General features: G+C 62.5%; 18 protein-coding genes, 4 tRNA genes and 1 pseudogene. 19 read left to right on the top strand and 4 right to left on the bottom strand.

Annotated elements, in window-relative coordinates; genetic code table 11:
• The first annotated feature begins 57 nt into the window (after positions 1-57).
• Both AC1Q5S_RS13020 and AC1Q5S_RS13015 read left to right on the top strand, forming a co-directional pair.
• Positions 58-1818: a DEAD/DEAH box helicase gene (locus AC1Q5S_RS13020; protein WP_303835784.1), complete on the top strand. Its 1761-nt coding sequence runs from the start codon at positions 58-60 to the stop codon at positions 1816-1818.
• Positions 1819-2162: 344 nt separating this feature from the next.
• Positions 2163-4022, top strand: coding sequence for a M14 family metallopeptidase (locus tag AC1Q5S_RS13015; RefSeq protein ID WP_422204314.1), 1860 nt, complete (start codon positions 2163-2165; stop codon positions 4020-4022).
• 98 nt (positions 4023-4120) lie between these two features.
• On the opposite strand, the pseudogene AC1Q5S_RS13010 reads toward AC1Q5S_RS13015, so the two are convergent.
• Positions 4121-4699: pseudogene (locus AC1Q5S_RS13010) on the bottom strand (NAD-binding protein); the annotation flags it as partial.
• A 157-nt stretch (positions 4700-4856) separates the two neighbouring features.
• Here AC1Q5S_RS13010 and AC1Q5S_RS13005 point away from each other — a divergent pair.
• The 17 genes from AC1Q5S_RS13005 to AC1Q5S_RS12925 all read left to right on the top strand — a co-directional run bounded on the left by AC1Q5S_RS13005 (position 4857) and on the right by AC1Q5S_RS12925 (position 22954).
• Positions 4857-4933: transfer RNA gene (locus AC1Q5S_RS13005), tRNA-Arg, on the top strand.
• Between the two features lie 175 nt (positions 4934-5108).
• A complete protein-coding gene (locus tag AC1Q5S_RS13000; protein ID WP_492238969.1) occupies positions 5109-6350 on the top strand; it encodes a tyrosine-type recombinase/integrase in 1242 nt (413 codons plus the stop codon).
• Positions 6351-6920: 570 nt separating this feature from the next.
• Positions 6921-7241 (top strand): helix-turn-helix transcriptional regulator, encoded by a 321-nt coding sequence (locus AC1Q5S_RS12995; RefSeq protein ID WP_492238968.1) that lies wholly within the window; start codon positions 6921-6923, stop codon positions 7239-7241.
• A 9-nt stretch (positions 7242-7250) separates the two neighbouring features.
• The gene (locus AC1Q5S_RS12990) at positions 7251-9707 is read left to right on the top strand and encodes an AICE element replication initiation protein (protein WP_492238967.1); all 2457 of its coding nucleotides are present in this window, start codon (positions 7251-7253) and stop codon (positions 9705-9707) included.
• Positions 9704-10075, top strand: a complete 372-nt coding sequence (locus tag AC1Q5S_RS12985; RefSeq protein ID WP_492238966.1) for a hypothetical protein — start codon at positions 9704-9706, stop codon at positions 10073-10075. Before AC1Q5S_RS12990 ends, AC1Q5S_RS12985 begins: the two co-directional genes overlap by 4 nt.
• Entirely contained in the window at positions 10068-10496 is a 429-nt protein-coding gene (locus AC1Q5S_RS12980; RefSeq protein WP_492238965.1) for a DUF5681 domain-containing protein, read from the top strand. Before AC1Q5S_RS12985 ends, AC1Q5S_RS12980 begins: the two co-directional genes overlap by 8 nt.
• On the top strand, positions 10483-10695 hold the full coding sequence (locus AC1Q5S_RS12975) for a hypothetical protein (protein WP_492238964.1): 213 nt from the start codon (positions 10483-10485) through the stop codon (positions 10693-10695). The genes AC1Q5S_RS12980 and AC1Q5S_RS12975 overlap by 14 nt, the downstream gene beginning before the upstream one ends.
• On the top strand, positions 10682-10897 hold the full coding sequence (locus AC1Q5S_RS12970) for a hypothetical protein (protein ID WP_492238963.1): 216 nt from the start codon (positions 10682-10684) through the stop codon (positions 10895-10897). Before AC1Q5S_RS12975 ends, AC1Q5S_RS12970 begins: the two co-directional genes overlap by 14 nt.
• Before the next feature lie 9 nt (positions 10898-10906).
• A complete protein-coding gene (locus AC1Q5S_RS12965; RefSeq protein WP_492238962.1) occupies positions 10907-11095 on the top strand; it encodes a hypothetical protein in 189 nt (62 codons plus the stop codon).
• A 35-nt stretch (positions 11096-11130) separates the two neighbouring features.
• Positions 11131-14451 carry a site-specific DNA-methyltransferase gene (locus AC1Q5S_RS12960; RefSeq protein ID WP_492238961.1) on the top strand — a complete coding sequence of 1107 codons (3321 nt, stop codon included), beginning with the start codon at positions 11131-11133 and terminating at the stop codon, positions 14449-14451.
• Positions 14451-15671: an AAA family ATPase gene (locus AC1Q5S_RS12955; RefSeq protein ID WP_492238960.1), complete on the top strand. Its 1221-nt coding sequence runs from the start codon at positions 14451-14453 to the stop codon at positions 15669-15671. Before AC1Q5S_RS12960 ends, AC1Q5S_RS12955 begins: the two co-directional genes overlap by 1 nt.
• Positions 15668-16198, top strand: coding sequence for a hypothetical protein (locus tag AC1Q5S_RS12950; RefSeq protein ID WP_492238959.1), 531 nt, complete (start codon positions 15668-15670; stop codon positions 16196-16198). Before AC1Q5S_RS12955 ends, AC1Q5S_RS12950 begins: the two co-directional genes overlap by 4 nt.
• Complete coding sequence (locus AC1Q5S_RS12945; protein ID WP_492238958.1) at positions 16198-19065, top strand: BPTD_3080 family restriction endonuclease; 2868 nt, start codon at positions 16198-16200, stop codon at positions 19063-19065. Before AC1Q5S_RS12950 ends, AC1Q5S_RS12945 begins: the two co-directional genes overlap by 1 nt.
• A gap of 2 nt (positions 19066-19067) precedes the next feature.
• Positions 19068-19616, top strand: coding sequence for a hypothetical protein (locus tag AC1Q5S_RS12940; RefSeq protein WP_492238957.1), 549 nt, complete (start codon positions 19068-19070; stop codon positions 19614-19616).
• 93 nt (positions 19617-19709) lie between these two features.
• Positions 19710-20567 carry an ImmA/IrrE family metallo-endopeptidase gene (locus AC1Q5S_RS12935; RefSeq protein WP_492238956.1) on the top strand — a complete coding sequence of 286 codons (858 nt, stop codon included), beginning with the start codon at positions 19710-19712 and terminating at the stop codon, positions 20565-20567.
• A 436-nt stretch (positions 20568-21003) separates the two neighbouring features.
• Positions 21004-22056 carry an extracellular solute-binding protein gene (locus tag AC1Q5S_RS12930; protein ID WP_492238955.1) on the top strand — a complete coding sequence of 351 codons (1053 nt, stop codon included), beginning with the start codon at positions 21004-21006 and terminating at the stop codon, positions 22054-22056.
• 139 nt (positions 22057-22195) lie between these two features.
• Positions 22196-22954: a 3-hydroxyacyl-CoA dehydrogenase gene (locus AC1Q5S_RS12925; RefSeq protein ID WP_422204318.1), complete on the top strand. Its 759-nt coding sequence runs from the start codon at positions 22196-22198 to the stop codon at positions 22952-22954.
• A 93-nt stretch (positions 22955-23047) separates the two neighbouring features.
• Here AC1Q5S_RS12925 and AC1Q5S_RS12920 read toward each other — a convergent pair.
• The 3 genes from AC1Q5S_RS12920 to AC1Q5S_RS12910 all read right to left on the bottom strand — a co-directional run bounded on the left by AC1Q5S_RS12920 (position 23048) and on the right by AC1Q5S_RS12910 (position 23367).
• Positions 23048-23124, bottom strand: a tRNA-Asp gene (locus AC1Q5S_RS12920).
• A gap of 51 nt (positions 23125-23175) precedes the next feature.
• Positions 23176-23251, bottom strand: a tRNA-Glu gene (locus AC1Q5S_RS12915).
• Between the two features lie 40 nt (positions 23252-23291).
• A tRNA-Ala gene (locus AC1Q5S_RS12910) sits at positions 23292-23367 on the bottom strand.
• Positions 23368-23507 lie beyond the last annotated feature (140 nt).

Here is a 23507-nt window from a genome sequence, read left to right as displayed (position 1 = left end):
CCACCGGTTGCCACGACAGGCCGATACCCAGCGCCCCGGACGGGCGCATTCACTGACATGAAATTTGAAGAACTGAACCTGGCTCCTGCCATTTTGAAGGCCGTGCTCGAACAAGGCTACGAGACCCCCACGCCCATCCAGGCACAGGCCATTCCAGCCGTGCTGGCGGGCCACGACCTTCTGGCCGGCGCACAGACCGGCACCGGCAAGACCGCCGCGTTCACCCTGCCCATGCTGCACCGCCTGTCGCAAAGCGCCGCGCCCAAAAACAAGTTTGGCGGCAAGGGCATCCGCGCCCTGGTGCTGACCCCCACCCGCGAACTCGCAGCCCAGGTGGAAGAGTCGGTCCGCGAATACGGCAAATACCTCGATATCAACTCCACCGTGGTCTTTGGCGGCGTGGGCATGAACCCGCAGATCGACCGCATCAAGCGCGGCGTGGACATCCTGGTGGCCACCCCCGGCCGCCTGCTCGACCTGCAGCAGCAGGGCTTCCTGGACCTGTCCACCGTGCAGGTGCTGGTGCTCGACGAAGCCGACCGCATGCTGGACATGGGCTTCATCCACGACGTGAAAAAGGTGCTGGCCCTGGTGCCCCGCGAAAAGCAGAGCCTGCTGTTCTCGGCCACTTTCAGCGACGAGATCCGCGATCTGGCGAACACCCTGCTCAAGAGCCCCCAAAGCATCCAGGTCACGCCCAGCAACACCACGGTGCAGCGCATCACGCAGGTGATCCACCCCGTGGGCCGCGGCAAGAAAAAACAGGTGCTGCTGCACATCATCCAGCAGCACAACTGGAGCCAGGTGCTGGTGTTCACCCGCACCAAGTTCGGCGCCAACAACGTGGCCGAGTTCCTGACCAAGAACGGCGTCAACGCCATGGCCCTGCATGGCAACAAGAGCCAGAGCGCCCGCACGCAGGCCCTGGCCGGCTTCAAGAGCGGTGACATCCGCGCCCTGGTGGCCACCGACATCGCTGCGCGCGGCATCGACATCGACGAGCTGCCCCACGTCGTCAACTACGAAATCCCCAACGTGTCGGAAGACTACGTGCACCGCATCGGCCGCACCGGCCGCGCGGGCAACAGCGGCGAAGCCGTCAGCCTGGTCTGCATGGACGAGGAAGGCTTCATGATGGACATCGAGCGCTTCACCAAGCAGCAGATTCCGGTGCAGGTCATCGAAGGCTTCGGCCCCGACGTCGGCGAAAAGGCCGAACCCATCGCCATGGGCCGCCAGACCATCTGGGGTGGCGCAGGCAAGCCTCCGAGCCGCGATGTCATGCAGGCGGCAGCCAAGGCGGCGCGCAGCGAAATGATGGAACGCATCCGCACCAACAAGGCCGGTCAGGGTGGTGGTGGCGGTGACCGCGGCCCACGCCAGGCCAGCGGTGGTGGCAATGGCGGTGGCAATGGCCCCCGCTCCGGCCGTGGTGGCGGTGGCGGTGGTGGCGGTGGTGGCGGCCAGGGCGGCGGCGCACGCGGGGGTGCCCAGGCGCCTGCACGCGGCCGCGCCCGCCCGGCCGGCGGTGGTTATGAAGGCGGCAACCGCTACGACGACGCACAGCCCCCGCGTCCCAATGCCCACCTGGGTACCCATTCGGGCCACAGCAATCCGGGCCATCGCAACGCCGGCCATTCGGCTGGCGGCCAGCCCGACCCGATGCGCACCAGCGTGGACAGCATGGCGGGCAGCGGCCGCCGCGGCGGCGGTGGATACCGCGGCAACTCGGGCGGTGGCGGCTATGGCGGCGGCTCGGGTGGCCGGGGCAACGGATCCCGTGGACCGGGAGGTTCTCGCGGCTCTTTCAACCGCTGAGAGCACCCCAGGCAGGCAACTCCCTTGCCTGCATGCAGTGGAGCGCCAGGCTCCACGGCCCTGGCGGGCAACAGGATGGCGCAGACCGTGACGGCTCTGCGCAACCACCTTCCATGGCCGCGCGAAAGGCGCGATGGAGCGGGGTCTGCAGGCCCTGGGCTGGTCCAAGCCCGGTAACTGTCCAAGGGGTGGTGCTGGCGACAACAGACACCTGCCTGCCCCGGCGCCAGGGCGGCGCGCGTCCCCTCCGACAGACTTTCGACGCGGCGGCCACTGACACACCAGCCAAGGCGCACGCAGTTAACATCGCGCCAAGTTCGACAGGCTCCCAGGCAAGGCACACCATGACCCAGCGCCCCACGCTCTTTGTTTCAATCCCCTCCCGCACAGCACAGCCCGCACCGCTGATGGCGCGTCGCACACCGTGGCGCAGTTCCCTGGCCCTGGCGACCTTGCTGCTGTCCGCCTGTGCCAGCACGCCACTCCCTCCCTGGCCCGGCACGCCCTCCGCCGCGCAAGCCCGTGCACCAGAGGCCCTGCCGCGCGTGCAACGCGGCACCGTGGTGCCCGCACCGCTGGGACAGGCGCGCGACAGCGTGGTGGTCACACCGCTGCCGTCCAGCCCGCCGACGCCCGCCGCTGCGGACACTGCTGCGGCCGCGCCCTATGGTCCGGCCGTGGCTGCGCGGTTTGCTGCCCCGCCCACCGCCTACAACACGCCTGGGCTCGCCGCAGAACGCAGCAGTTTCACCACCAACGCCGAACTGGGCGCTTGGCTGCGCGACCTGGCCGGCCCGGCGCCACGGGGTGCCACGCTGGCCCGTGTTCTCAGCCTGGGCACCTCGCAGCACGGTGAGCCCATCGAAGGTCTGCTCCTGACCCGTGCCAAGGACACGGACATTGCCAGCCTGGAAGCCAATGGCCGTTCCACCGTCGTTCTCATCGGCCAGCAGCATGGCGACGAACCGGCGGGCAGCGAAGCCCTGCTGGTGGTTGCCAGAGAACTCGCACACGGCCTGCTCGAACCCCTGCTCGATCGCATCAACGTGGTCGTGATTCCCCGGGCCAACCCCGACGGCGCCGCCCGCGGCACGCGCACCACGGCCAATGGCGTGGACATGAACCGCGACCACCTGCTCCTGAACACCCCCGAAGCCCAGGCATTGGCGCGGGTGGTGCGCGATTACCGCCCCATCCTGGTGCTGGATGCGCACGAATTCACCGTGGTCGGACGCTACCTGCAGAAGTTCAACGCGATTCAGCGCTACGACGCCCTGCTGCAATACACCACCACGGCCAACTACCCCGAATTTCTGACCAAGGCCTCCCAGGAGTGGTACCACCAGCCCATGCTCGGCGCACTCCAGTCGCAGGGCCTGTCGAGCGAGTGGTACTACACCACCTCCACCCGGCCAGATGACCGGCGCATCTCCATGGGCGGTGCGCAGCCCGACACCGGACGCAACGTGAACGGCCTGAAAAATGCCGTCAGCCTGCTGGTGGAAACCCGTGGCGTGGGCCTGGGGCGCATGCACATCCAGCGCCGCGTCCACACCCAGGTCACGGCCATCACCAGCGCCCTGCGCAGCACCGCCGAGCGCGCCACCCATCTGGAACAGGTGCGCTCTTTTGTGGCGCGCGACATCGCCTCCAAGGCCTGCAACGGCCAGGTCGTGGTGGAGGCCCAGGCCACGCCCATGCAGCGCGAGCTGACCATGCTCGACCCGGAGACCGGTGCCGACCGCACGCTGAAGGTGGACTGGAATTCGTCGCTCGCCCTGCGCACGGTGAAATCACGCGCCCGGCCCTGCGGCTACTGGCTGGCGCCCAGCGCCACCACGGCGGTGGAGCGCCTGCAACTGCTGGGGGTGCAGGTGCTGCGCATCGCCGAACCCGGCGCGTTGCTGGCGGATACCTACAACGAAACCGCACGCGAAACCACCGAACGCGCGGACGTGCGCGGCACCGTTGCGGGTGGCGCCAGCATCATCCGCAGCCAGGTGACGCCGGTGCGCCGCGCCATCGACGTACCCGCCGGCAGCTTTTATGTGCCGCTGAACCAGGGCCTGGCCAACCTGGCCGTTGCGGCGCTGGAGCCCGACACCCAGAGCAGCTACTTTGCCAACCACCTGATCGATGACCTCGCCAGCACGGCGCGCGTCATGACGGTGCCCTCGCTGGTTTTTGAAGACACGGACGAATAGCGCTGTTCCAGCGCTGCATGTCAGCGCCTGCCGGCACTATCAAAACCGCAGCATTAAGCGCCTTTCAAATAAGCGCTACAGGTCTTCTTGGCTATGAATCAAGCCGATTCATGCAGCGCACCGGGAGCCGTCGCAACGGGGCCCCGGGCAGATGCACGGGCCAGCACATGGCCCGCCATGGCCTGGGCCAGGGCCTCATCGCCCAGGAAGACCGCACTGCCGCACTCTTTTTCGAGCCGTTGCGCCTCCTCTTCGCCGTGGCTGCGCACCACGGTCTCAATGGTGGGGTTGAGCAGGCGCGCCGTGGCGATGATCTGCTGCACATTCAGCGTGTCGGGCGTGGCAATGACGAGCATGCAGGCGCGTGCAATGTGGGCCTGGATCAATACCGCCGGCTCCACCGCATCGCCAAACACCGCCGCCATGCCCTGTGCCCGCAGCCATTCCTGCAAGGGTGCCATCCCACGAAAAGCCAGCGGATTGAGCGCAATCGATAGCAGCGCCCCGGCCAGTACCAGGCTGGCGCCCTCGGGCGGCTACCCCCATGAAGCTCCCAGTCCCACCAGGATGAAAGAAAACTCGCCAATCTGCGCCAGACTGGCCGATACCGAGAGCGCCGTGGAGAGCGGATAGCAAAACGCCAGCACCAGCGCCAAGCCCAACGCAGCCGCAATGGTGTTGATCAGGGTAAGGCTGTGCGGCATGGTCCATGCGGCCAGCGCGGCGCAATGCCGCCCTCTTGCCCAAAGCCAGCCCTGCGCCGGGTATGATCCATCCCCTCGGGTCAGTGCCTCACTGCACCCGGGGCGCCAGTCAGGCGCCCAGCACATCCATCTGCCCGTAGCTCAACTGGATAGAGCAATAGCCTTCTAAGCTATAGGTCGGGGGTTCGAGTCCCTCCGGGCAGGCCAAAATGGCCCCTCAGACAACCTCACAACATCTCAAAACCCGCACGTTTACTAGCGTTGCGGGTTTTTTGTTGCCTCACATGGTCTCACTGCGTACCATGACATACCAACAAAAAGTTGGTACTTCTGCAGGTATCTCGACATACCAACCATGCAGATACCAACAAAAGGGGCACGCATGGCACTCACGGACACCTTTGTTAAGAACGTCAAGCCTTCGGGCTCAGCCACGGGCGAGAAGCATGCCGATGGGCATGGGCTGTACCTCCATGTGAAGGAGGCGGGGAAATATTGGCGCATGAGCTACCGCCATCTAGGCAAGCAGAGGACGCTGGCACTGGGTGTGTACCCAGCAGTTTCTCTGGCCAAGGCCCGCAAGCGCCGTGACGAAGCCCGCGAACTGCTGGCTGAAGGACTCGACCCCAGCGCGGCCAAGAAGGCCGAGAAGCTGGCAACCCGCGTGGCCGCAGCCAACACCTTTGAGGCGGTGGCCCGTGAATTCCACGCCACCCAGGCCAGCGGCTGGAGCCCCCGCTACGCAACCCGGTGGATCGAGCGCATGGAGAAAGACCTGTTTCCGTACATTGGCAAACTGACGCTGCCCGCCATTACCGCCCCGGTGCTGCTGGATGCCCTGCGAAAGGTGGAAAAGCGCGGTGCCAATGAAACCGCCCACACCTTAAGGCAGACCGCGGGCCAAGTTTTTCGCTACGGAGTGCAGACTGGTCGTTGCGATCGCAGCCCAGTGACTGACCTGCATGGCGCCCTCAAGCCCATTGTGGTGAAGCACATGGCGGCGGTGCTGGAGCCTGCCAAGGCGGGCGAGCTGCTGAGGTCCATTGATGGCTACGCCGGCCAGCCCATGACCAAGGCGGCGCTGGCGCTGTCTGCCCTGCTCTTTCAGCGCCCCGGCAACATCCGGCAGATGGAATGGGCGTGGATCGACTTCGACAAGGCCCTGCTGACCATCCCCTCCCAAGATATGAAGCGGCGGCTGGCGCAGAAGATCAACGGCAGGCCGCACTTTGTGCCCCTGGCACCGCAGGCCATCGCCATCTTGAAAGAGCTGCAGCCCCTTACGGGCCATGGCCGATACGTGTTCCCCAGCCTACGCACCGGCGAGAGGGCCATGAGCGACAACACCATCAATGCTGCCTTACGACGCATGGGTTTTGCCTCAGAAGAAATGAGCGCCCACGGGTTCCGTGCGATGGCGCGCACGCTGATGATTGAGCGCATCCACGGCATATCCGCCGACGTGATCGAAGCCCAACTAGCGCATGGCAAATCTGGGCCGCTGGGGGCCGCCTACGACCGTGCTGAATTCATGGAGCAGCGGCGCAGGATGATGAGCGAGTGGGCAGACTACCTAGACAAACTGCGGATGGGCGCAGAAGTGATTCAATTCAAAAAAGCGTGAGGGGCGGGGGTCTATCACCATCCCCTGGGGGGCCTGCTCCACTCCTCCACAACCACCATGCCATCGGGCAGACTCGTTGTTTTCCTAGTACCTGGGGGCTCCGAGCGGCGCGGCTCCTGACCCGGCCAAGGTTCGGGCACATACAGCGCGCGGCCCACGCGCAGCACACGCCCCTCTTTGATCAAGGTTCTTAAGCGGTCATCCACTGTCGTTTCCGGCAGGGGTATCGACCGCAGCAAATCGACCCGCGACACTTTCACTCGCCTTCCGCCTAGCGTGTGCAGCCGCACAAGCGCATCCAGAACCATGAGGCTTGTTGCGCTATGCGGCGCACGTCTTTTGGCAAGCTTTTTCATGATGTAAATCTCAGAAACAAATTTGCACGTAACTTATTGATATTAATGTCAATTCATCTCATTTATAACCAATAAATCTCAGAAGTTACCCCCCACTCCGGTTTGGCTCTGATGGCTTGAATTTGCACACTGGATTCGTGCGCACTTTCAAGTCATCGCACAGCAAGCAACCACTGGCCATGGCTGCTCGCTGTGCATCACCGGAGTCACAGAGATGCCCAGCCAACCAACGCCGCAAACGGCCCGTAAACAACTGAAGAGAACAGCCCAGCCCCTGGCAAAGCTGGAAGTGCACGCTGCACAAATCCCGAATTTTGATGACTTGCCGGATTCCGCTTGGGTCCGGCAGTCTCAGTTGGTGCGTGATCCCAAGCACCCAACCCGTCCCACTCCCCTGCCCTTCAGCCCCGCCACTTTCTGGCGATTGGTTGCAAGCTCTAAATTTCCGAAGCCGACGAAGCTGTCTGAGCGAGTGACGGCCTGGAAAGTTGGTGACGTGCGTGCGTGGATCAACCAACAAGCCGAAGCGGCTTAAAGGACGGTCATGAACACAAACACCGCCCAAAAGAACATTCCCAGCGAGGACGGCACCAGCTATTGCGAACTGATTGGCCCCATCGCCCGCCATTTTTGGGGCGACCCGAATGAGCAGCTTTCCAAGCCCAGCGAGCTGCGCTTTGGCAGCCACGGCAGCAAATCCGTTGACTTAGAGAAAAACCAGTTCTTCGACCACGAAGCCAATGAGGGGGGCGGCGTCATCAAGCTTGTGCAGTACGGCACCGGCATCAGAGAACGCGGCGCTGCGCATCAGTGGCTGGTGCAAAACGGCTACATCGGAAGCGACCGCACCAACATTCCAGCCGGACGCGAAATCATGCAAGTCATAAAGTCATGCCCGGCCGCTGCCAAGGAAGCGTACGCCCCCAAGGCCAGTAAAGCCCCGGCCAAGATCGTGACCTCCTACGACTACCGCGACGAGCAGGGCGAACTGCTGATGCAGGTCGTTCGCATGGACCCCAAAACCTTCAAGCAGCGCCGTCCGGATGGCGAAGGCTGGAGCTGGAGCGCCAAGGACGTGCGCGTGGTGCCCTACCGACTGCCCGAGCTGCTGGCAGCGCCCGATGCTGTGGTGTACCTGGTGGAGGGAGAAAAGGACGCAGACCGCCTTGCATCCCTGAGCCTGGTGGCAACCTGCAATGCAGGTGGCGCTGGCAAGTGGCGCAAGGAGCATTCCGAGTTCCTGCGCGGCCGCCGTGTGGTCATCCTGCCCGACAACGACGATGCAGGCCGGGAGCACGCAAGGAAGGCCGTCAAGGCCCTGCTCGGCATCGCTGCCAATGTTCGCGTCATAGCGCTACCCGACCTGCCCGAGAAAGGCGACGTGTCGGACTGGCTGGACGCGGGCGGTAGTGTCGCGGCGCTGCAGGACATGCTGAAAGAAGCGCCCGCCGCGAACGCTGAACCTGGCGAGGACGAGCCCGAGAAGAAGCCTTCCCAGACTGACCTGCTGGTCAAGTTCGTTCGCGAGCGCTTCGACCTGCTGCACGACAAGAACGGCGACACCTACGCTCGCGACCGCCACACCGGCGAAGTGCGCCGCATGGGTGCGCGCCAGTTCCGTGACCGCGTGACGGCAGGTTTTTTCGCACAAATGGAAATTGCAGTGCGCGACCAATCCTGGCGCGAAGCCCTGGGCACGTTGCAAGCCCTTGCCCGGTTTGAGGGCGACCCGCAGGACGTTTACATCCGCGTTGCAGGCCGCGATGGTCGCTATTGGATCGACTTGTGCCATGCAGGCAATAGCAATGCTGTGGAGCTGACCAGAACCGGCTGGAGGGTCGTAGAACGTCCTCCGGTGTTGTTCGTGCGCGGAGAGTCCATGCAGCCCCTTCCCATACCTGTGGGTGGCGGCAGCATCGCGCCCTTATGGGAGATCGCCAACGTCCCCGAGCAGCAGCGTCTGCTGGTGCTGGCCTGGCTGGTGGACTCCCTGCGCCCGGACTCACCCTTCCCTGGCCTGGAGCTGGTGGGGGAGCAAGGCAGCGGCAAGAGCACCACCGCTGCAGCCCTGCGCCGCCTGATCGACCCCAACGGCTGCAACCTGCGCAGCGCACCCAAGACCGTAGAGGACATTTTTGTGGCGGCCGGACAGAACCATGCAGTCTGCTACGAGAACGTGAGCCATCTTGCTGGCCCCATGCAGGATGCGCTGGCGATTTTGAGCACCGGCGGTGGCTACGCCAAACGCCAGCTTTTCACCGACTCGGAAGAACACATCATCAGCGTGTGCCGCCCATGGATGGTGAACGGCATCAGCATCAGCGTGACGCAGCAAGACCTGGTGGATCGGGTCATCAGCGTGGAGTGCCCGGTGATCGACACGCGCCAGTCAAGCAGCCAGCAGTGGCAAGCGTTCGACCGTGCATTGCCCGGCATGCTGGGCGCCCTGTTCGACCTGGCGACGGGGGCGCTGCGTGAGCTGCCCAACGTGAGCCTGCCCCGTGAAGATCGCCCGCGCCTGGTGGAGTACGTACTGCTGGGCATGGCACTGGCCAAGGCATCAGGGACGCACCCGGATGAGTTCCTCCAGCAGTTCAAGACCACCCGCGCCGAGACTGTGGCCCGCACCCTCGATGCGAGCCCCGTAGCGTCTGCGGTGCTGGAGTTCATCGAAGCCAACCCCTACGGCATCGAGGCGAGCGTGAAGGACATTCTGATGCGCCTGGAGCACTACAAACCTGCGGGTGCTGAAGCCTGGCCGCGTACACCGAAAGGCCTGGGCGATGCGCTGCGACGTGCGTCACCAGCGCTGCGCCAGCTAGGCGTGGAGTGCAAGAGCCTTGGCAACATCGGCGGCAAAGTGAAATGGGTCATCAAAGGAAAACTGCCGAATCCATTTCATGTAAGTCATGAAGTCATCGTTCCTTCTGATGCCGGGCATGACATCAAGACATCCATGACTTCGAGTCCGGCTGGGACATTGGCGACGGAGGAGCTGTGACTCCAGAAACCATTCTTGCCGACCTGCTGGCGTCGGGCATTGAACCCAGCGTGACACCTGACCATACCGGCATCGTGGTTCCTGCCGGAAAGCTGACGCCCGCGCAGCGCGCTGCCGTGCTGGCCCACAAGCCAGACCTGATCGCGTACTTGCTGGAATCGAGCCGCATCACGGTGCAGCTACTTGAAGCCGCCATGCGCCGGTGCGATCAGTTCAACGATAGCGAGAAAGCCCGCCAGGACATGCGAGAGCAAGTGCTGGAAACACCACTGCACCTGCGACAAGACCTGCTTGGGCACTTCTTGGGCAAGCCGACTCAAGCACCCGTCGCACCCCTGAAAAAACAACGGGAGAACAACCATGACTGAAAAGAAGAAGACGCCCCAGGGCCACGGCTGGAAGCCGGGTCAGTCCGGCAACCCCAAGGGTCGCCCCAAGGGATCAGGTGACGTTGCGCAAATCCGATCTTCCATTGCCACGCGCATCCCCGAACTGCTGGAAGCCATGATGCAGCGTGCGCTCGATGGCGATGTAGGCGCCGCCCGCCTGCTGCTGGAGCGCACGGTTGCGCCCCTCAAGGCGACCGATATGGGCCAACCCCTCAACCTGCCCAATGGCACGCTGACCGAGCAAGGCCGTGCCGTGATGGCGGCCGTGTCTACTGGGGTTTTGGCGCCAAGCCAGGGTGCCGCCTTGGTGGGTGCGCTCGGTACGCTGGCCCGCGTGGCCGAGGTGGATGAACTGGCCGCCCGCGTGGCAGCGCTGGAGAAGCACCATGGCAAGTCTTGAAAAGCGCATCAAGGTGCTGGAGGTGACCAGCGTCCCAGTGGTGCCACCGCGCATCCACATCACGTTCGTGTGCCCAGTCCGTGGCACCGTCAGTGCAAGGCTCTGGAGTGGAAGCATGGTGGATCGCAGGAACGATGAAACCGAAGCGCAATTCCTGGCACGCGTGGAGCATCTGGAGGCAGCCCATGCCCAGTCTTGACACGCGTGTGGCCAAGTTGGAAAAGGCTGCGGCCCATGTGGACCTCAAGGCCATGACAGACGATGAGTTGCTCGCGTATGCGGGCAAGTTCCCCATGTTCTCCAGCGAGATGTATGCGGCGATCGTCACCCTCGTACTGCGCCGCCCGAGTGCGTTTCCAGTCGTGTACGACGACCCTGACTACGAATCGACGGACTATTAGGAGTGAAACATGGCATCCATCAAAACCCGTGTTGCGGGCCTGGAGGAGGTAAGCAGAGCAACTGTACGACGCCAGCTGACCGACGCAGAGCGTGCGGTTCGCGTGACCCATATCCTCAACCATCCTGAGTCTTCGCCGGTGTATGGGCCATTGAGTGAATTTCTGAAACGGGCTTTGGGTCGTAATGTCCTGCTATAACTTCCCTCTTATCGAGATCAGAGGGGATGGGGCGAATGACCAACGAACAACAACAGCATCAAACGCTGTTGCTCAACCTGCTGCCAGCAGACCACACCACCGTGGGCAACATCACGCTGCTGGAGCAATTTTTGGCCGCCGCCCAAGCCGCTGGGCACCAGCCTCCCGCCACGGAAGACGACTTTAAAACCGCGCGCGAAGCGCTGGTGGCAGCGGGCCTGGCCGTCAAAGGTAAAGGGCGCGGCGGCTCCACCGCCCGGGCCACCGGTGCGGCACGCCCCGCGTTTGCGCTCGATGCCCCAGCAGTACCAGCGCCCAATGCCTCCGCCGCAGCCGTCAAGCAGGCCAAGCCCGCCAAAGCCAAACCCGCACCGGCGCAGCCCGACACCGGCGACGCCCAGGTGCTGGCCTACCGCCACCCCGACCGGCGCAAGAACAACCCCGAAGTGGGCCTGGTCAACACCGAGAGCGACCCCGAGCAGCCCAAAACCGCCTGGGCCTACGACCCGCACCTCGACCCCGCCTTGCAATTTGACAGCGCCCGCGCCCAGGCCGATGCGCTGATTGCTGACGCCCTGGCCGGCAACGACCCCGCCGCCATGCGCCACGCCCTGCAAACCCTGCAACGCATGGGCGCGCCCTATTTGCAATGGACCGGCAAGGCCGAGCGCACCGCCTTTGAGGTGGACACCGTGAGCCTGCATGTGCACGAGCGCATCGACGCCATGAGCATCCTGAGCAGCGTGGGCAAGCGCCAGAATGCTATCAATTCAATAGCTGGTAGCGCAAGCAGGGCAAAGGCTGGAGGCCAAAAACACCCCAACTTCTACCAACCCGGCCTGTTTGAGGCCCCGTTCGAGAACGTGCCCCTGCGCTCTGCGCTGGACTTCTACAAACACGACCGCGGCTGGGCCAACCGGCTGGTGGCCGGCGACAGCCTGCTGGTGATGAACAGCCTGCTGCAAAAAGAAGGCATGGCCGGGCAGGTACAGATGATCTACATCGACCCGCCCTACGGCATCAAGTACGGCAGCAACTTCCAGCCCTTCGTGGGCAAGCGCGACGTGAAAGACCGGGCCGACGCGGATTTGACGCAAGAGCCCGAAATGATCAAAGCCTTCCGCGATACCTGGGAACTAGGCATTCACTCGTATTTGACGTATTTGCGCGACCGGCTGCTGCTGGCGCGCGAGTTATTGAGCGAATCGGGCAGCGTGTTTGTGCAGATATCGGATGAGAACGTCCACCTTGTGCGAAATCTGATGGACGAATTATTCGGCGTACAAAATTTCGTTTCTCAAATTGCATTCACAACGACAACAAGTGAAAAAACCAATCGTGTCGCTGGCATTTGTGATTACTTGGTTTGGTACGCGAAGGATGAAAGTTCCGTTAAATTTCGACCAATTTTTACCGAGAAAGAATTGGGCGGAGAAGGTGGTTCAAAGTACCGATCCATTCAAATGCCAAATGGTCGCGTGCGCACAGCCAAGGAAGCAGAAGGAGATTCAGATTTTTCAGATGGCAGGGCATTTCGTCTGGACACGATCACATCTCAACGGCCTGGCGGGCGATACCAAATTGAACTAAACGGTCAAAAATTTAATCCGGAACCCGGATATTGGAAACCCAGCGAAACAGGTTTTAGCCGCTTATTGCTCGTAAATCGTGTCCGCATTGAAGGGAAGCGCCCGGCATATGTGCGCTACTTCAACGATTTCACGGGCTATCGAATTACCAATGTATGGAATGATCTTTCCGGGGTTCAAAGTCGAAGCGACTCCAAGGTTTATGCAGTTCAAACACCTGCGACGCCTATCGAGCGCTGCATATTGATGACCACCGACCCCGGCGATTTGGTTTTAGACCCCACCTGCGGTTCGGGCACCACGGCTTATGTCGCCGAGAAATGGGGCCGCCGCTGGATCACCTGCGACACCTCGCGCGTGGCCATCACGCTGGCCAAGCAGCGGCTGATGACGGCCAGCTTTGATTACTTTGCGCTGCGCTACCCCAACGAGGGGCTGCGGGGGGGATTCATCTACAAAACCGTGCCCCACGTCACGCTCAAAAGCATTGCCAACAATGCCGAGATCGACGCGATCTACGAGCGACTGCACCCCGGCATCGCCACCGCGCTGGCCGACCTGAACGCCGCGCTGCACGCCCATGCCCCGGCAGCGCCCTTCCCCGTGACCGAGGGCGCGCGCAAAGGCCAGAAGCTGGCGCTGGGCAGCAAGGGCCAGGACTTGCACGAATGGGAAGTGCCGTTTGACCTGCCCCCGGACTGGCCCGCCGCGCTGCAAGCGCCGCTGGCAGCCTTCCACACCGCGCGGCAAAAGATGCAGGCCGAGATGGACCGCAGCATTGCCGCCAACGCCGACAACGAAACCCTGTACGACCAGCCCGAGCGCGACAAGGCGAAGCTGCGCGTGTGCGGCCCGTTCACGGTGGAGGCGGTACCCTTCCCCACCGTGCTATCACTTGAGGAGCTGCCTGCGCAAGCGGGGAAAGCGCAAGCGGCCGATTTGGCTGATATGAGCCTGGCCCGCAGCGGCCACACCAGCCGCCAGCACGCCTGGCGCGACGAGCTGCTCAAAACCGGCATTCGCGGCAAGGGCGGGCAAATGCTGCGCTTTGCCGAGCTGGAGGTGTTGCCCGGCACCACCAGCGTGCACGCCAGCGGCAGCCTGGACACCGGAGAGCGCGTGGTGGTGAGCTTTGGCCCCGAGCACGGCGCGCTGGAGCAGCGCCAGGTGGAGCGTGCGTTGAACGAGGCCAGCGAGCTGTTCCCCCGCCCCAAAATGATCGTGTTCTGCGCCTTCGCCTTCGACCCCGAGGCGGCCAAGGACATCGACGCCCTCAAGGGCATCACCGCGCTGAAGGCGCAGATGAACACTGACCTGCTGACCGAAGACCTGAAAAAAGCGCGCAGCAGCAACCAGAGCTTCTGGCTCATGGGCCAGCCCGATGTGCTGCTGTCGGCCACCAAAGATGGCCTGTGGCAGGTGGAGGTGAATGGCTTTGACTACTTCGACACCGCCAAGGGCGAGCTGGTGTCGGGCGGCAAGGCCAAGATTGCGGCTTGGCAACTGGATACCGACTACGACGGGCGCAGCCTGTTCCCACACCAGGTGTTCTTCCCCATGGCGGGCAAGGACGAGGGCTGGATGAAGCTGAAGAAGGACATCCGCGCCGAGCTGGATGCGGACCTGCTGCAGGCATTTACCGGCACCGTGTCGCTGCCGTTTGCCGCGGGCGATAACCGCATGGTGGCGGTGAAAATTGTGGATGACCGGGGCATTGAGTCGCTGAAGGTGATGCGGCTGGATGCAAGCACACAAGGAGGCCAGTGATGGCAGTTCGTAAAAGCAACCGCCTGAGCCTGCAGCAGGTGGGGCCCATCAAGGCGGCCGATGTAGTGTTTGGCGACCTCACGGTCATCGTCGGCCCGCAGGCCACGGGCAAGAGCATTTTTTTGCAGACGCTCAAGCTGGTGCTGGACCGCGACCACATCCACGACACCTTCCGGCACCACAGCGTGTCGTTCAACGGCGACAGCGGCGCCTTTCTGGGCGGCTACTACGGCAAGGGCATGGCCGCAGCGTGGAACAAGGACGGCTCTCAACTGCGCTGGAACGGCAAGCAGGCCACGTTGCCTGACCTGGCCAAGCCCAGCAAGGGCAAACAGCGCCAGGAAAAGCTGTTCTTCATTCCCGCCCAGCGGGTAATGAGCCTGACGCGCGGCATGACGCAGAACTTTGGCCAGTTCGACTATGGCGACCCGTACACCCTGCGTTATTTCAGCGACACGGTGCATGACCTGCTGCAAAACGAGTTTGGCGCCAAGGGGGAGCTGTTTCCGCAACCCAACCGGCTGAACGACACGCTGCGCAAGCCCATCACGCAGCACCTGTACGGCACGGCCAAGCTGGCGGTGGACTCCAAGGATTTCACCAAGCGCCTGGTGCTCAATGTGCCGGGGCACAAGGAAGGGCTGCCCTACACCGCCTGGTCGGCGGGGCAACGGGAGTTCACGCCGCTGTTGCTGGGCTTGTACTGGCTGTGCCCTGCTGGCGGCACGTCCCGGCGCGATGACATTGAATGGGTGGTGATCGAGGAGCCCGAGATGGGCCTGCACCCACAAGGCATCGAGGCGGTGTTGTTGCTGGTACTGGAGCTTATGAAGCGGGGCTACAAGGTGGTGCTGTCCACCCACTCGCCGGTGGTTCTGGATCTGGTGTGGGCCTTGCAGGAATTCAAACAGCTGGGCGGCACAGAGTCGGATGTACGCAGACTATTGAACCTGCGCGCTGGTGGCTATGCCAACGAGCTGGGCAAAGCCGTGCTGAAGAAGGACTTGCGCGTGTACTTCTTCAGTCGGGACAACGAGGTGAAAGACATTTCCCGTCTGAGCCCCTTGTCTGACGAAACCGCTGAGGCCGAATGGGGCGGACTGGTGGGTTTTGCCAGCCGCACAGGGCAAGTTATTGCCGATGTGGTGAATCGCACAGAAAGCCAGCCCAAGGCCAAGCGCCGCAACAAGGCTGCGAAGGTGGAGGCCCCCGCGCAATGAGCACCAAGAAGCAGGGAGGAAACCGAAAAGCACCCGCAGCGCCTGCGCTGTCCGCTTTTGAGAAGGCCGCAACGGCAGCCGGGTTGACTGCGGCACCAGGCAAGTCAGCCGTGGAAAACCGCTACCGCGGCAGTGTCGAGGGCAAGACCGCCACAACGCGGTTCACGGGAAGCCTGGATATGGACGCGGCTTTCAAGCAGGCGGAACCTGAGGCGAACCGTTGGGATTTCGGTATTGGCATGCACAAGCCCGGAAAACAGGAGTTTGCGGTATGGGTGGAGCCTCACTCGGCGTCCAGCCTGGGTGAGGTCAAGATTATTTTGGCCAAGCTCGACTGGTTGCAGGGCAAACTGGATCAACCGGAATTTCGGCAACTCAAGGCCCTGACCGATGCCTGCGCCGCTCAGGGGCATCAACGGTTTCATTGGATGGCAACCGCCCATGTGGGGATTCGCCCCGGCAGCAGGGAGGCCAACATGCTGGCGGCGCGCGGCTTGAACCCGCCATCAACCCGGGTGGTGATCTGATGGCTGCGCCCAACTCTCTCATCATCAACTCGGCCTTCACCGAGCCGCAGCAGCACTGGGCCGAGAACGCTGACCGCACCCTGCGGCTGGAGCCCGCACGCCGCCCGGCGGGCTACGAAATCATCGACACGCGCGAGAACACGCGGCGGCAGGTTTCCATCCCGCTGGTGGATACCATCCGCGACCGGGTGCGCCTGTGGCGGGCTGATGGCTGGCCGGGCACCACGGCGGTGACGCTGGGTCTGCTGCAGCACTGGTGGGATGCAGACAAGGTGTCGCGCCGCCAGTACCCTTTCTACTTCTGCCAGCTCGAAGCCATCGAGACGCTGATCTGGCACCTGGAGGCGCTGCCCGAATACCGCCAGGGCATCTACATCCAGGGCGACGGCGGTGAGTTTGAGCGGCTGTGCAACAAAATGGCCACGGGCAGCGGCAAAACCACGGTGATGGCCATGATCATCACCTGGCAGGTGCTCAATGCGCTGACCTACCCCAAGTCGCCGCGCAAGTATTCGAGCGCTGTTTTTCTGGTGGCGCCGGGCCTGACGGTGAAGTCGCGCCTGCAGGTGCTGATGCCAGGGCATGAGAGCAATTACTACGACCAGTTCGAGCTGTGCCCTTCGGAGGCGCTGCGGCAAAAGCTCAACCGGGCCGACATCCTGATTGAAAACTGGCACACCCTGATGCCGCTGAAAGAGCAAGAGCGCTCGGTGGTGAAAAAGGGCAAGGAGAGCGACGAGGCCTACACCCGCCGCGTGCTGGGCACGCTGGCCAACGCCAAGAACCTGGTGGTCATCAACGACGAGGCGCACCACGCCTACCGCAAGCCCGCCGACATCAAGGTGAGCAAGGCCGATGCCGAGGCCTTTGGCATTGACCTGGACGAGGCCACCCGATGGGTGGAGGGGCTGGACCGCATTCACAAAACAAGGCGCATTGCGCGCTGCTTTGACCTGTCGGCCACGCCGTTTGCGCCCACGGGACGCACCAACACCGAGGCGGGCCTGTTCACCTGGGTGGTGTCGGACTTTGGCCTGAACGATGCCATCGAGGCAGGGCTGGTGAAAACGCCCCGCGTGGTGGTGCGCGACGACGCCCTGCCCAACGCGCAAACGCTGCGCCCCAAGCTCTACCACCTGTACCGCGAGCCCGACGTGGCGGAAGACCTGAACCGCAAGGCCGAGGCCCACGAACCCCTGCCTGCGCTGGTACAACAGGCGTACACGTTGCTGGGTGCCGACTGGCGCGCCACAGCTGCCGAATGGGCGGCGCAGGGGCACCTCTCGCCCCCGGTGATGCTGACGGTGTGCAACCGCACTGAAACCGCAGCGCGGGTGGAGCACTACTTCACCAAGGGCCACGCGCAGTGGACCGAGCTGCACGATGCCCACCGCACGCTGCGGGTGGACTCCAAAGTGCTGGAAAAAGCCGAGGTGGGCGAATCTGCGTCAGCGGACAAAGACTACGACGCGCGCCTGCGCAGCATCGTGCAGGCCGCGCGCATTGCGACCACGCACAAAGAGCGTTGGCTGGCCAGCAGCACCAAGAAGGAAGAAGTGCTGCGCGAGCTGGTGGACACCGTGGGCAAACCTGGCCAGCTGGGGCAAGACCTGCAGAACGTGGTGTCGGTGGCCATGCTGTCGGAGGGCTGGGACGCCAAGACGGTGACGCACATCATGGGGCTGCGCGCCTTCACCAGCCAGTTGCTGTGCGAGCAGGTGATTGGCCGAGGCCTGCGCCGCGTGGCCTACGACATCGACCCAGAAACGGGTTTGTACGCGCCCGAGTTTGTGAACGTGTTCGGTGTGCCGCTGTCCGTGGCCATGCCGCCCGGTGGCGACGGGCCGCCACCCCCGCCGCCCAAGCCCAGCGTGCAAATCAAGGCCCTGCCCGAGCGGCAGGTGCACGAGATCAAGTGGCCCAACATCCTGCGGGTGGACCAGGTGGTGCGCCCGCAACTGGTGGTGGAGTGGAGCAAGGTGCCGCCGCTGACGATTGACCCCGCCAAGGTGGCACTGCACGCGGACATTGCCCCCGCGCTGGGCGGCGCAGCCGACTGGAGCCAGATCACCACCATCGACCTGGAGCAATTGCCCGAGGAGTTCCGGCAGCAAAGGCTGGTGTTCAAGGCGGCGCAGAAGGCGTTTGAGCAGTTGCAGGAGCAGTTCAAGGGGCAGCGGGAATACCTGCTGTTTCAGTTGGTGCGGCTGGTGGAGACGTTTCTGGCGTCAGACAAGATCGATATTCCGTCGCTTTTCCACCAAGACCCGCTGCGCAAGCGGATTCTGTTCTCGATGCACATGGATGCCATCGTTCAGCACCTGATGGCCTATGTGATCGAGCAGAACACCTTGCGGCTGGAGGCCGTGTTTGATGGCGAGCGGCCGGTGGGCAGCACCCGCGACATGCGCACCTGGTACACCACGCGCGTAGCCGAGCCCACGCAGCGCAGCCAGATCAGCCACATCGTGGTGGACAGCGGCTGGGAGAAATACGCCGCCAACGTGGCCGAAACCCACCCAGATGTGGCGGCCTGGGTAAAGAACGACCACCTGGGCTTCCACATCCTGTATTTGTGGAACGGCACCAAGCGCAAGTACATCCCCGATTTTTTGGTGCGCTTCCAATCGGGCAAGACCCTGGTGCTGGAGATCAAGGGGGAGGATTCACCCCAGGACCAGGCCAAGCGGCGCGCAATGGACCAGTGGGTGCAGGCCGTGAATGCGCAAGGCGGTCTGGGCCATTGGGCCTGGGATGTGGTGGTGGGCAGCATGGCGGGCCTGCAGGACGTGATGGGCAAGCATGCCTCACAAGCAGAAATGGATGATGTTCGTCACCCAGAAAATTTAACCTCCGAAACGGCGTAACCATGTCTTTGCCCGACGGCCGCCTCAGCTGCACCGCGTGCGACTACCGTGGTTTTCTGGTATTCCGGCGCATCACGCTGGCGTATCACTTTGTGGATGGGACCACTGTCAATGGCCACCGCGAGATGCGTTGGTGCAGCGACTGTCGCAATCCCCGCGATGTGGAGGGCGCCCAACCTGCGATTGCCCCCCTGCAGACCGAACTGGACGCACTGAACGCCACCTTTTCCACCCCTGTCCATCAGATTAAGCGCTGGGTCTATCGTCTATTTGGTCAAGGTCCGGACACACTACAAATGCGAGCAGAGGAATTGAGCGGGCAGATCAGGCTGGCCCAGACTCGCGGTAATGAATGCCGCTGCTTGACTTGCGGAAGCGCCAAAACCCAACCCCTCAAGTTTGATGACAACGGGGGGTGCAGCGCGTTTCAGCATGAGTGCGGTGGGCACTTGCGGCTGGAGCCGGTAGACATGGATGCGCCGCGATTCAACTACGGGCGAGAAACCATTCACCTGGATGAGGCAGGCCAGCGCATTCAGTGGGGAGCGTAAGCGGCAGACATCTGCAGGAGGCTAGTTGGCGGGCTTTTCGAGAGCGCGACACCTGCGCAGTGTCACTAAATTCGCAGTCACGATGGGGGAGTCATGCAGCAAATGGACCTTTTGGAAACCGAAGCAGCCAGGGCCCTGCTGGACCAGCTTCTCGCGGATTCACGGCTGTATCGAACAGGCAAAGACTACCGTGCGCTGCTCGATTTTGTGATCCGGCTGCGCAACTTCGCACCGTTCAACGCGATGCTTCTTCAAGTGCAAAAGCCTGGGCTGATGTACGCAGCATCACGGCTAGATTGGCTGGAGCGGTTCAACCGCACCGTGAAGGATGGAGCACGGCCACTATTGATCCTGTGGCCGTTTGGCCCTGTGGCACTGGTCTATGACGTGGCCGATACCCAGGGTGATCCTTTGCCAGACGGTGTTTCGGCATTTGCTGCCCACGGTGCAGTGGACGCCGCCACCTTGGCAGGCTACGCCTCAAGAATGGCTAAAAAACACATCGTATGGAATGAGATCGATGCGGGCGACGGCAAGGCGGGATCGATCAGGGTGGCTTTGCGAGCGACGAAGCCTGAGCTGCCCACCAGCTATCAGATGAACGTCAATCGCAACCATGGTGCCAACGTGCAGTTCGCCACGGTAGCGCACGAGCTGGGTCACCTATTTCTTGGGCATTTGGGGAAGGACAAGTACCTGAACATCCCGGAGCGCCCGCCACTCCAGCATTCGCAAAGGGAGCTGGAGGCAGAGTCTCTTTCGTACATCGTCTGCGCCCGAAACGGTGTGCTCAGTCAGTCAGAAAGCTATCTATCCACGCATGTCAAAAGTGACACGACCGTCGACCAGATTGACCTGTACCAGGTCATGCGAGCCGCAGGACAAGTGGAGACGCTGCTAGGGCTGACTGCACATACCAAATACGAACGGCCTCAAAACGCTGGACATTGAGGTGTCATGTTGCTCTCGGAACCTGCTAGCCGGTCAGATCCCAAAGACCATCGCAGGTCAGTTCGCATCCAAGTGACTCATCCATGCCACAACGAGACGGATTGGAAAATGATGGTACTTTTGACGGTACTTTTATAAATCAAAAACTAGAAACAAAGCATTCATGCGGGTTTCAAAGCACTATTGGAACTCCTCCGGGGGCCAGGCCTGAATCTGCTGCGCTTGCGGACACAATCCGAAGCCCCCCGTGCACCGTGCTTCCTTGCGCCTGCGGCAGCCATCTTTCCCGATGGTGCCAAGCCGGCCCACGCGCCATTTCCAGTGGGACTCAAGACACGTGACCTCTTCCTATGCGCGGGCTCGTTGCGCGAATTTATTGCGAATAATTCGCGTTTGCCTTATCATCTAACCACTCCAACCTCCAGAGATGTAACCCATGTCGAAGACTGTCAAAGCCCTGCTCACCGCCTGCGCCCTGGCCGCTGCAGCGGGAACCGCCATCGCCCAGGAACCGGTGGTCAACCTCTACTCGGCCCGCCACTATTCCACCGATGAAGCCCTGTACACCGGTTTCACCAAGGCCACGGGCATCAAGATCAACCGGGTGGATGCGGACGATGCGGGCATTCTGGCGCGGCTGAAGGCCGAAGGCACGGCCTCCCCCGCCGACGTGATCCTGCTGGTGGATGCCGCACGGCTCCACCGGGGCGAGACAGATGGTCTGTTCCAGCCCATCCGCTCCAAGGTGCTGGAAGATGCCATCCCTGCCAATCTGCGCAGCCAGCCAGCAGCGGACGGCGGCATTTCCTGGTTTGGGCTCTCCACCCGCGCACGGCTGATCGTGTTCAACAAGGCCAAGGTGCAGAAAAGCGATGTGGACACCTATGAAGAACTCGCCGATCCCAAGAACAAGGGCAAGCTGTGCATTCGTTCGGGATCGCATCCCTACAACCTGAGCCTGTTCGGCTCCGTGACCGAGCACCTTGGCGAACAGAAGGCCGAGGCCTGGCTCAAGGGCATGGTGGCCAACCTCGCACGTGCACCCAAGGGCGGCGACACCGACCAGATCAAGGCCGTTGCGGCGGGCGAATGCGACATCGCCGTCACCAACAGCTATTACCTGGCGCGCCTGATGCGCTCCAGCAAGCCCGAAGATGTGGCCGTGGCCAACAAGGTGGGCGTGGTGTTTCCCAACCAGCAGTCCTGGGGCACCCACATGAACATCGCCGGTGGCGCCGTTGCCCGCCATGCCAAGAACCAGGCCAACGCCGTCAAGTTTCTTGAATACCTGGCCAGCCCTGAAGCACAAAATTATTTTGCCAATGGCAACAATGAATGGCCCGCAGCCAAGGGGCTGAACATCGACAATCCTGCGCTCAAGGCCATGGCGCAGGGCCAGCCCTTCAAGAGCGAAACCATTCCGATCAGCGCAGTGGGCGCCAACGTCACCAAGGTGCAGCAGATGCTGGACCGGGTGGGTTTTCCGTAAATTCACGCTTTGATCACCCCCTGCCAAGGGGGTTGTCTGAACCTGCCCGGCACTGTCCGGGTATTTTTTTGCCCGTCAGTGCCGCAATCCATGGGTGATAATTGACGTGAACGTCAACGTCACTTACTGGAGACAAAACATGGAAATCAAAGGCAAGGTATTCATCGTGACCGGCGGCGCGTCGGGCCTGGGCGAAGGCACGGCACGCATGCTGGCGGCGCAAGGCGGCAAGGTCGTCATTGCCGACATGCAAGCGGAAAAAGGTGAAACCGTGGCCCAAGAAATCGGCGGCGCCTTCGTGAAATGCGACGTCAGCAGCGAAACCGATGGCCAGGCCGTGGTGGCCAAAGCCGTTTCGCTGGGCAAGCTGATGGGTTTGGTGAACTGCGCAGGCATCGCGCCCGCGGAAAAGACCGTCGGCAAGAACGGCGCCCATGCCTTGGCTGTTTTCAGCAAGACCATCACCGTCAACCTGATTGGCAGCTTCAACATGATCCGCCTGGCCGCAGAGGCCATGTGCAGGAATGAACCCGAAGCCACCGGCGAGCGCGGCGTGATGATTTCCACCGCCAGCGTGGCGGCCTATGACGGCCAGATCGGCCAGGCAGCATATTCGGCGTCCAAGGGCGGTGTGGTGGGCATGACCCTGCCCATCGCCCGCGACCTGGCCCGCAACGGCATCCGCAACATGACCATTGCCCCCGGCATCTTTGGCACCCCCATGCTGTTTGGCATGCCACAGGAAGTGCAGGACGCGCTCGCGGCCGGCGTGCCTTTCCCCAGCCGCCTGGGCACACCGCAGGACTATGCCAAGCTGGTGCAGCACATCATTGAAAACGACATGCTCAATGGCGAGGTGATTCGCTTGGACGGGGCCATCCGCCTGGCGCCTCGCTGAAGAAAAAATCCCGCAAGCAAAACTAGCGGGCTTTTTCTTGCAAGAAAGCACAAAAAAACCGCTGCGGCCTTGCGACTGCAGCGGTCTCTTATCTGGCGGAGTGGACGGGACTCGAACCCGCGACCCCCGGCGTGACAGGCCGGTATTCTAACCAACTGAACTACCACTCCTGGCAGGCAGCTTTTCGCTTGCGTTCTTCACACAAGCCAAGCGCTACAACTTGGCGACCCCACGGGGATTCGAACCCCGGTACTCACCGTGAAAGGGTGATGTCCTAGGCCTCTAGACGATGGGGTCAAAACCTTGGAACTAACCGATAACAACAACCGACAAATTTTGGTGGAGGTAAACGGGATCGAACCGATGACCTCTTGCATGCCATGCAAGCGCTCTCCCAGCTGAGCTATACCCCCAAACCTCTCTGGTTTTCACCAAAGAAAAACCCTTGCACAGCAAAGACCTGCAAGGGCTTTTGACTGGCGGAGTGGACGGGACTCGAACCCGCGACCCCCGGCGTGACAGGCCGGTATTCTAACCAACTGAACTACCACTC

It is taken from the genome of Acidovorax sp. GW835-FHT14B10, from assembly GCF_058793725.1.
The sequence above is the reverse complement of the archived record's forward strand: the minus strand, read 5'-3'. Positions and strand labels throughout refer to the sequence as shown.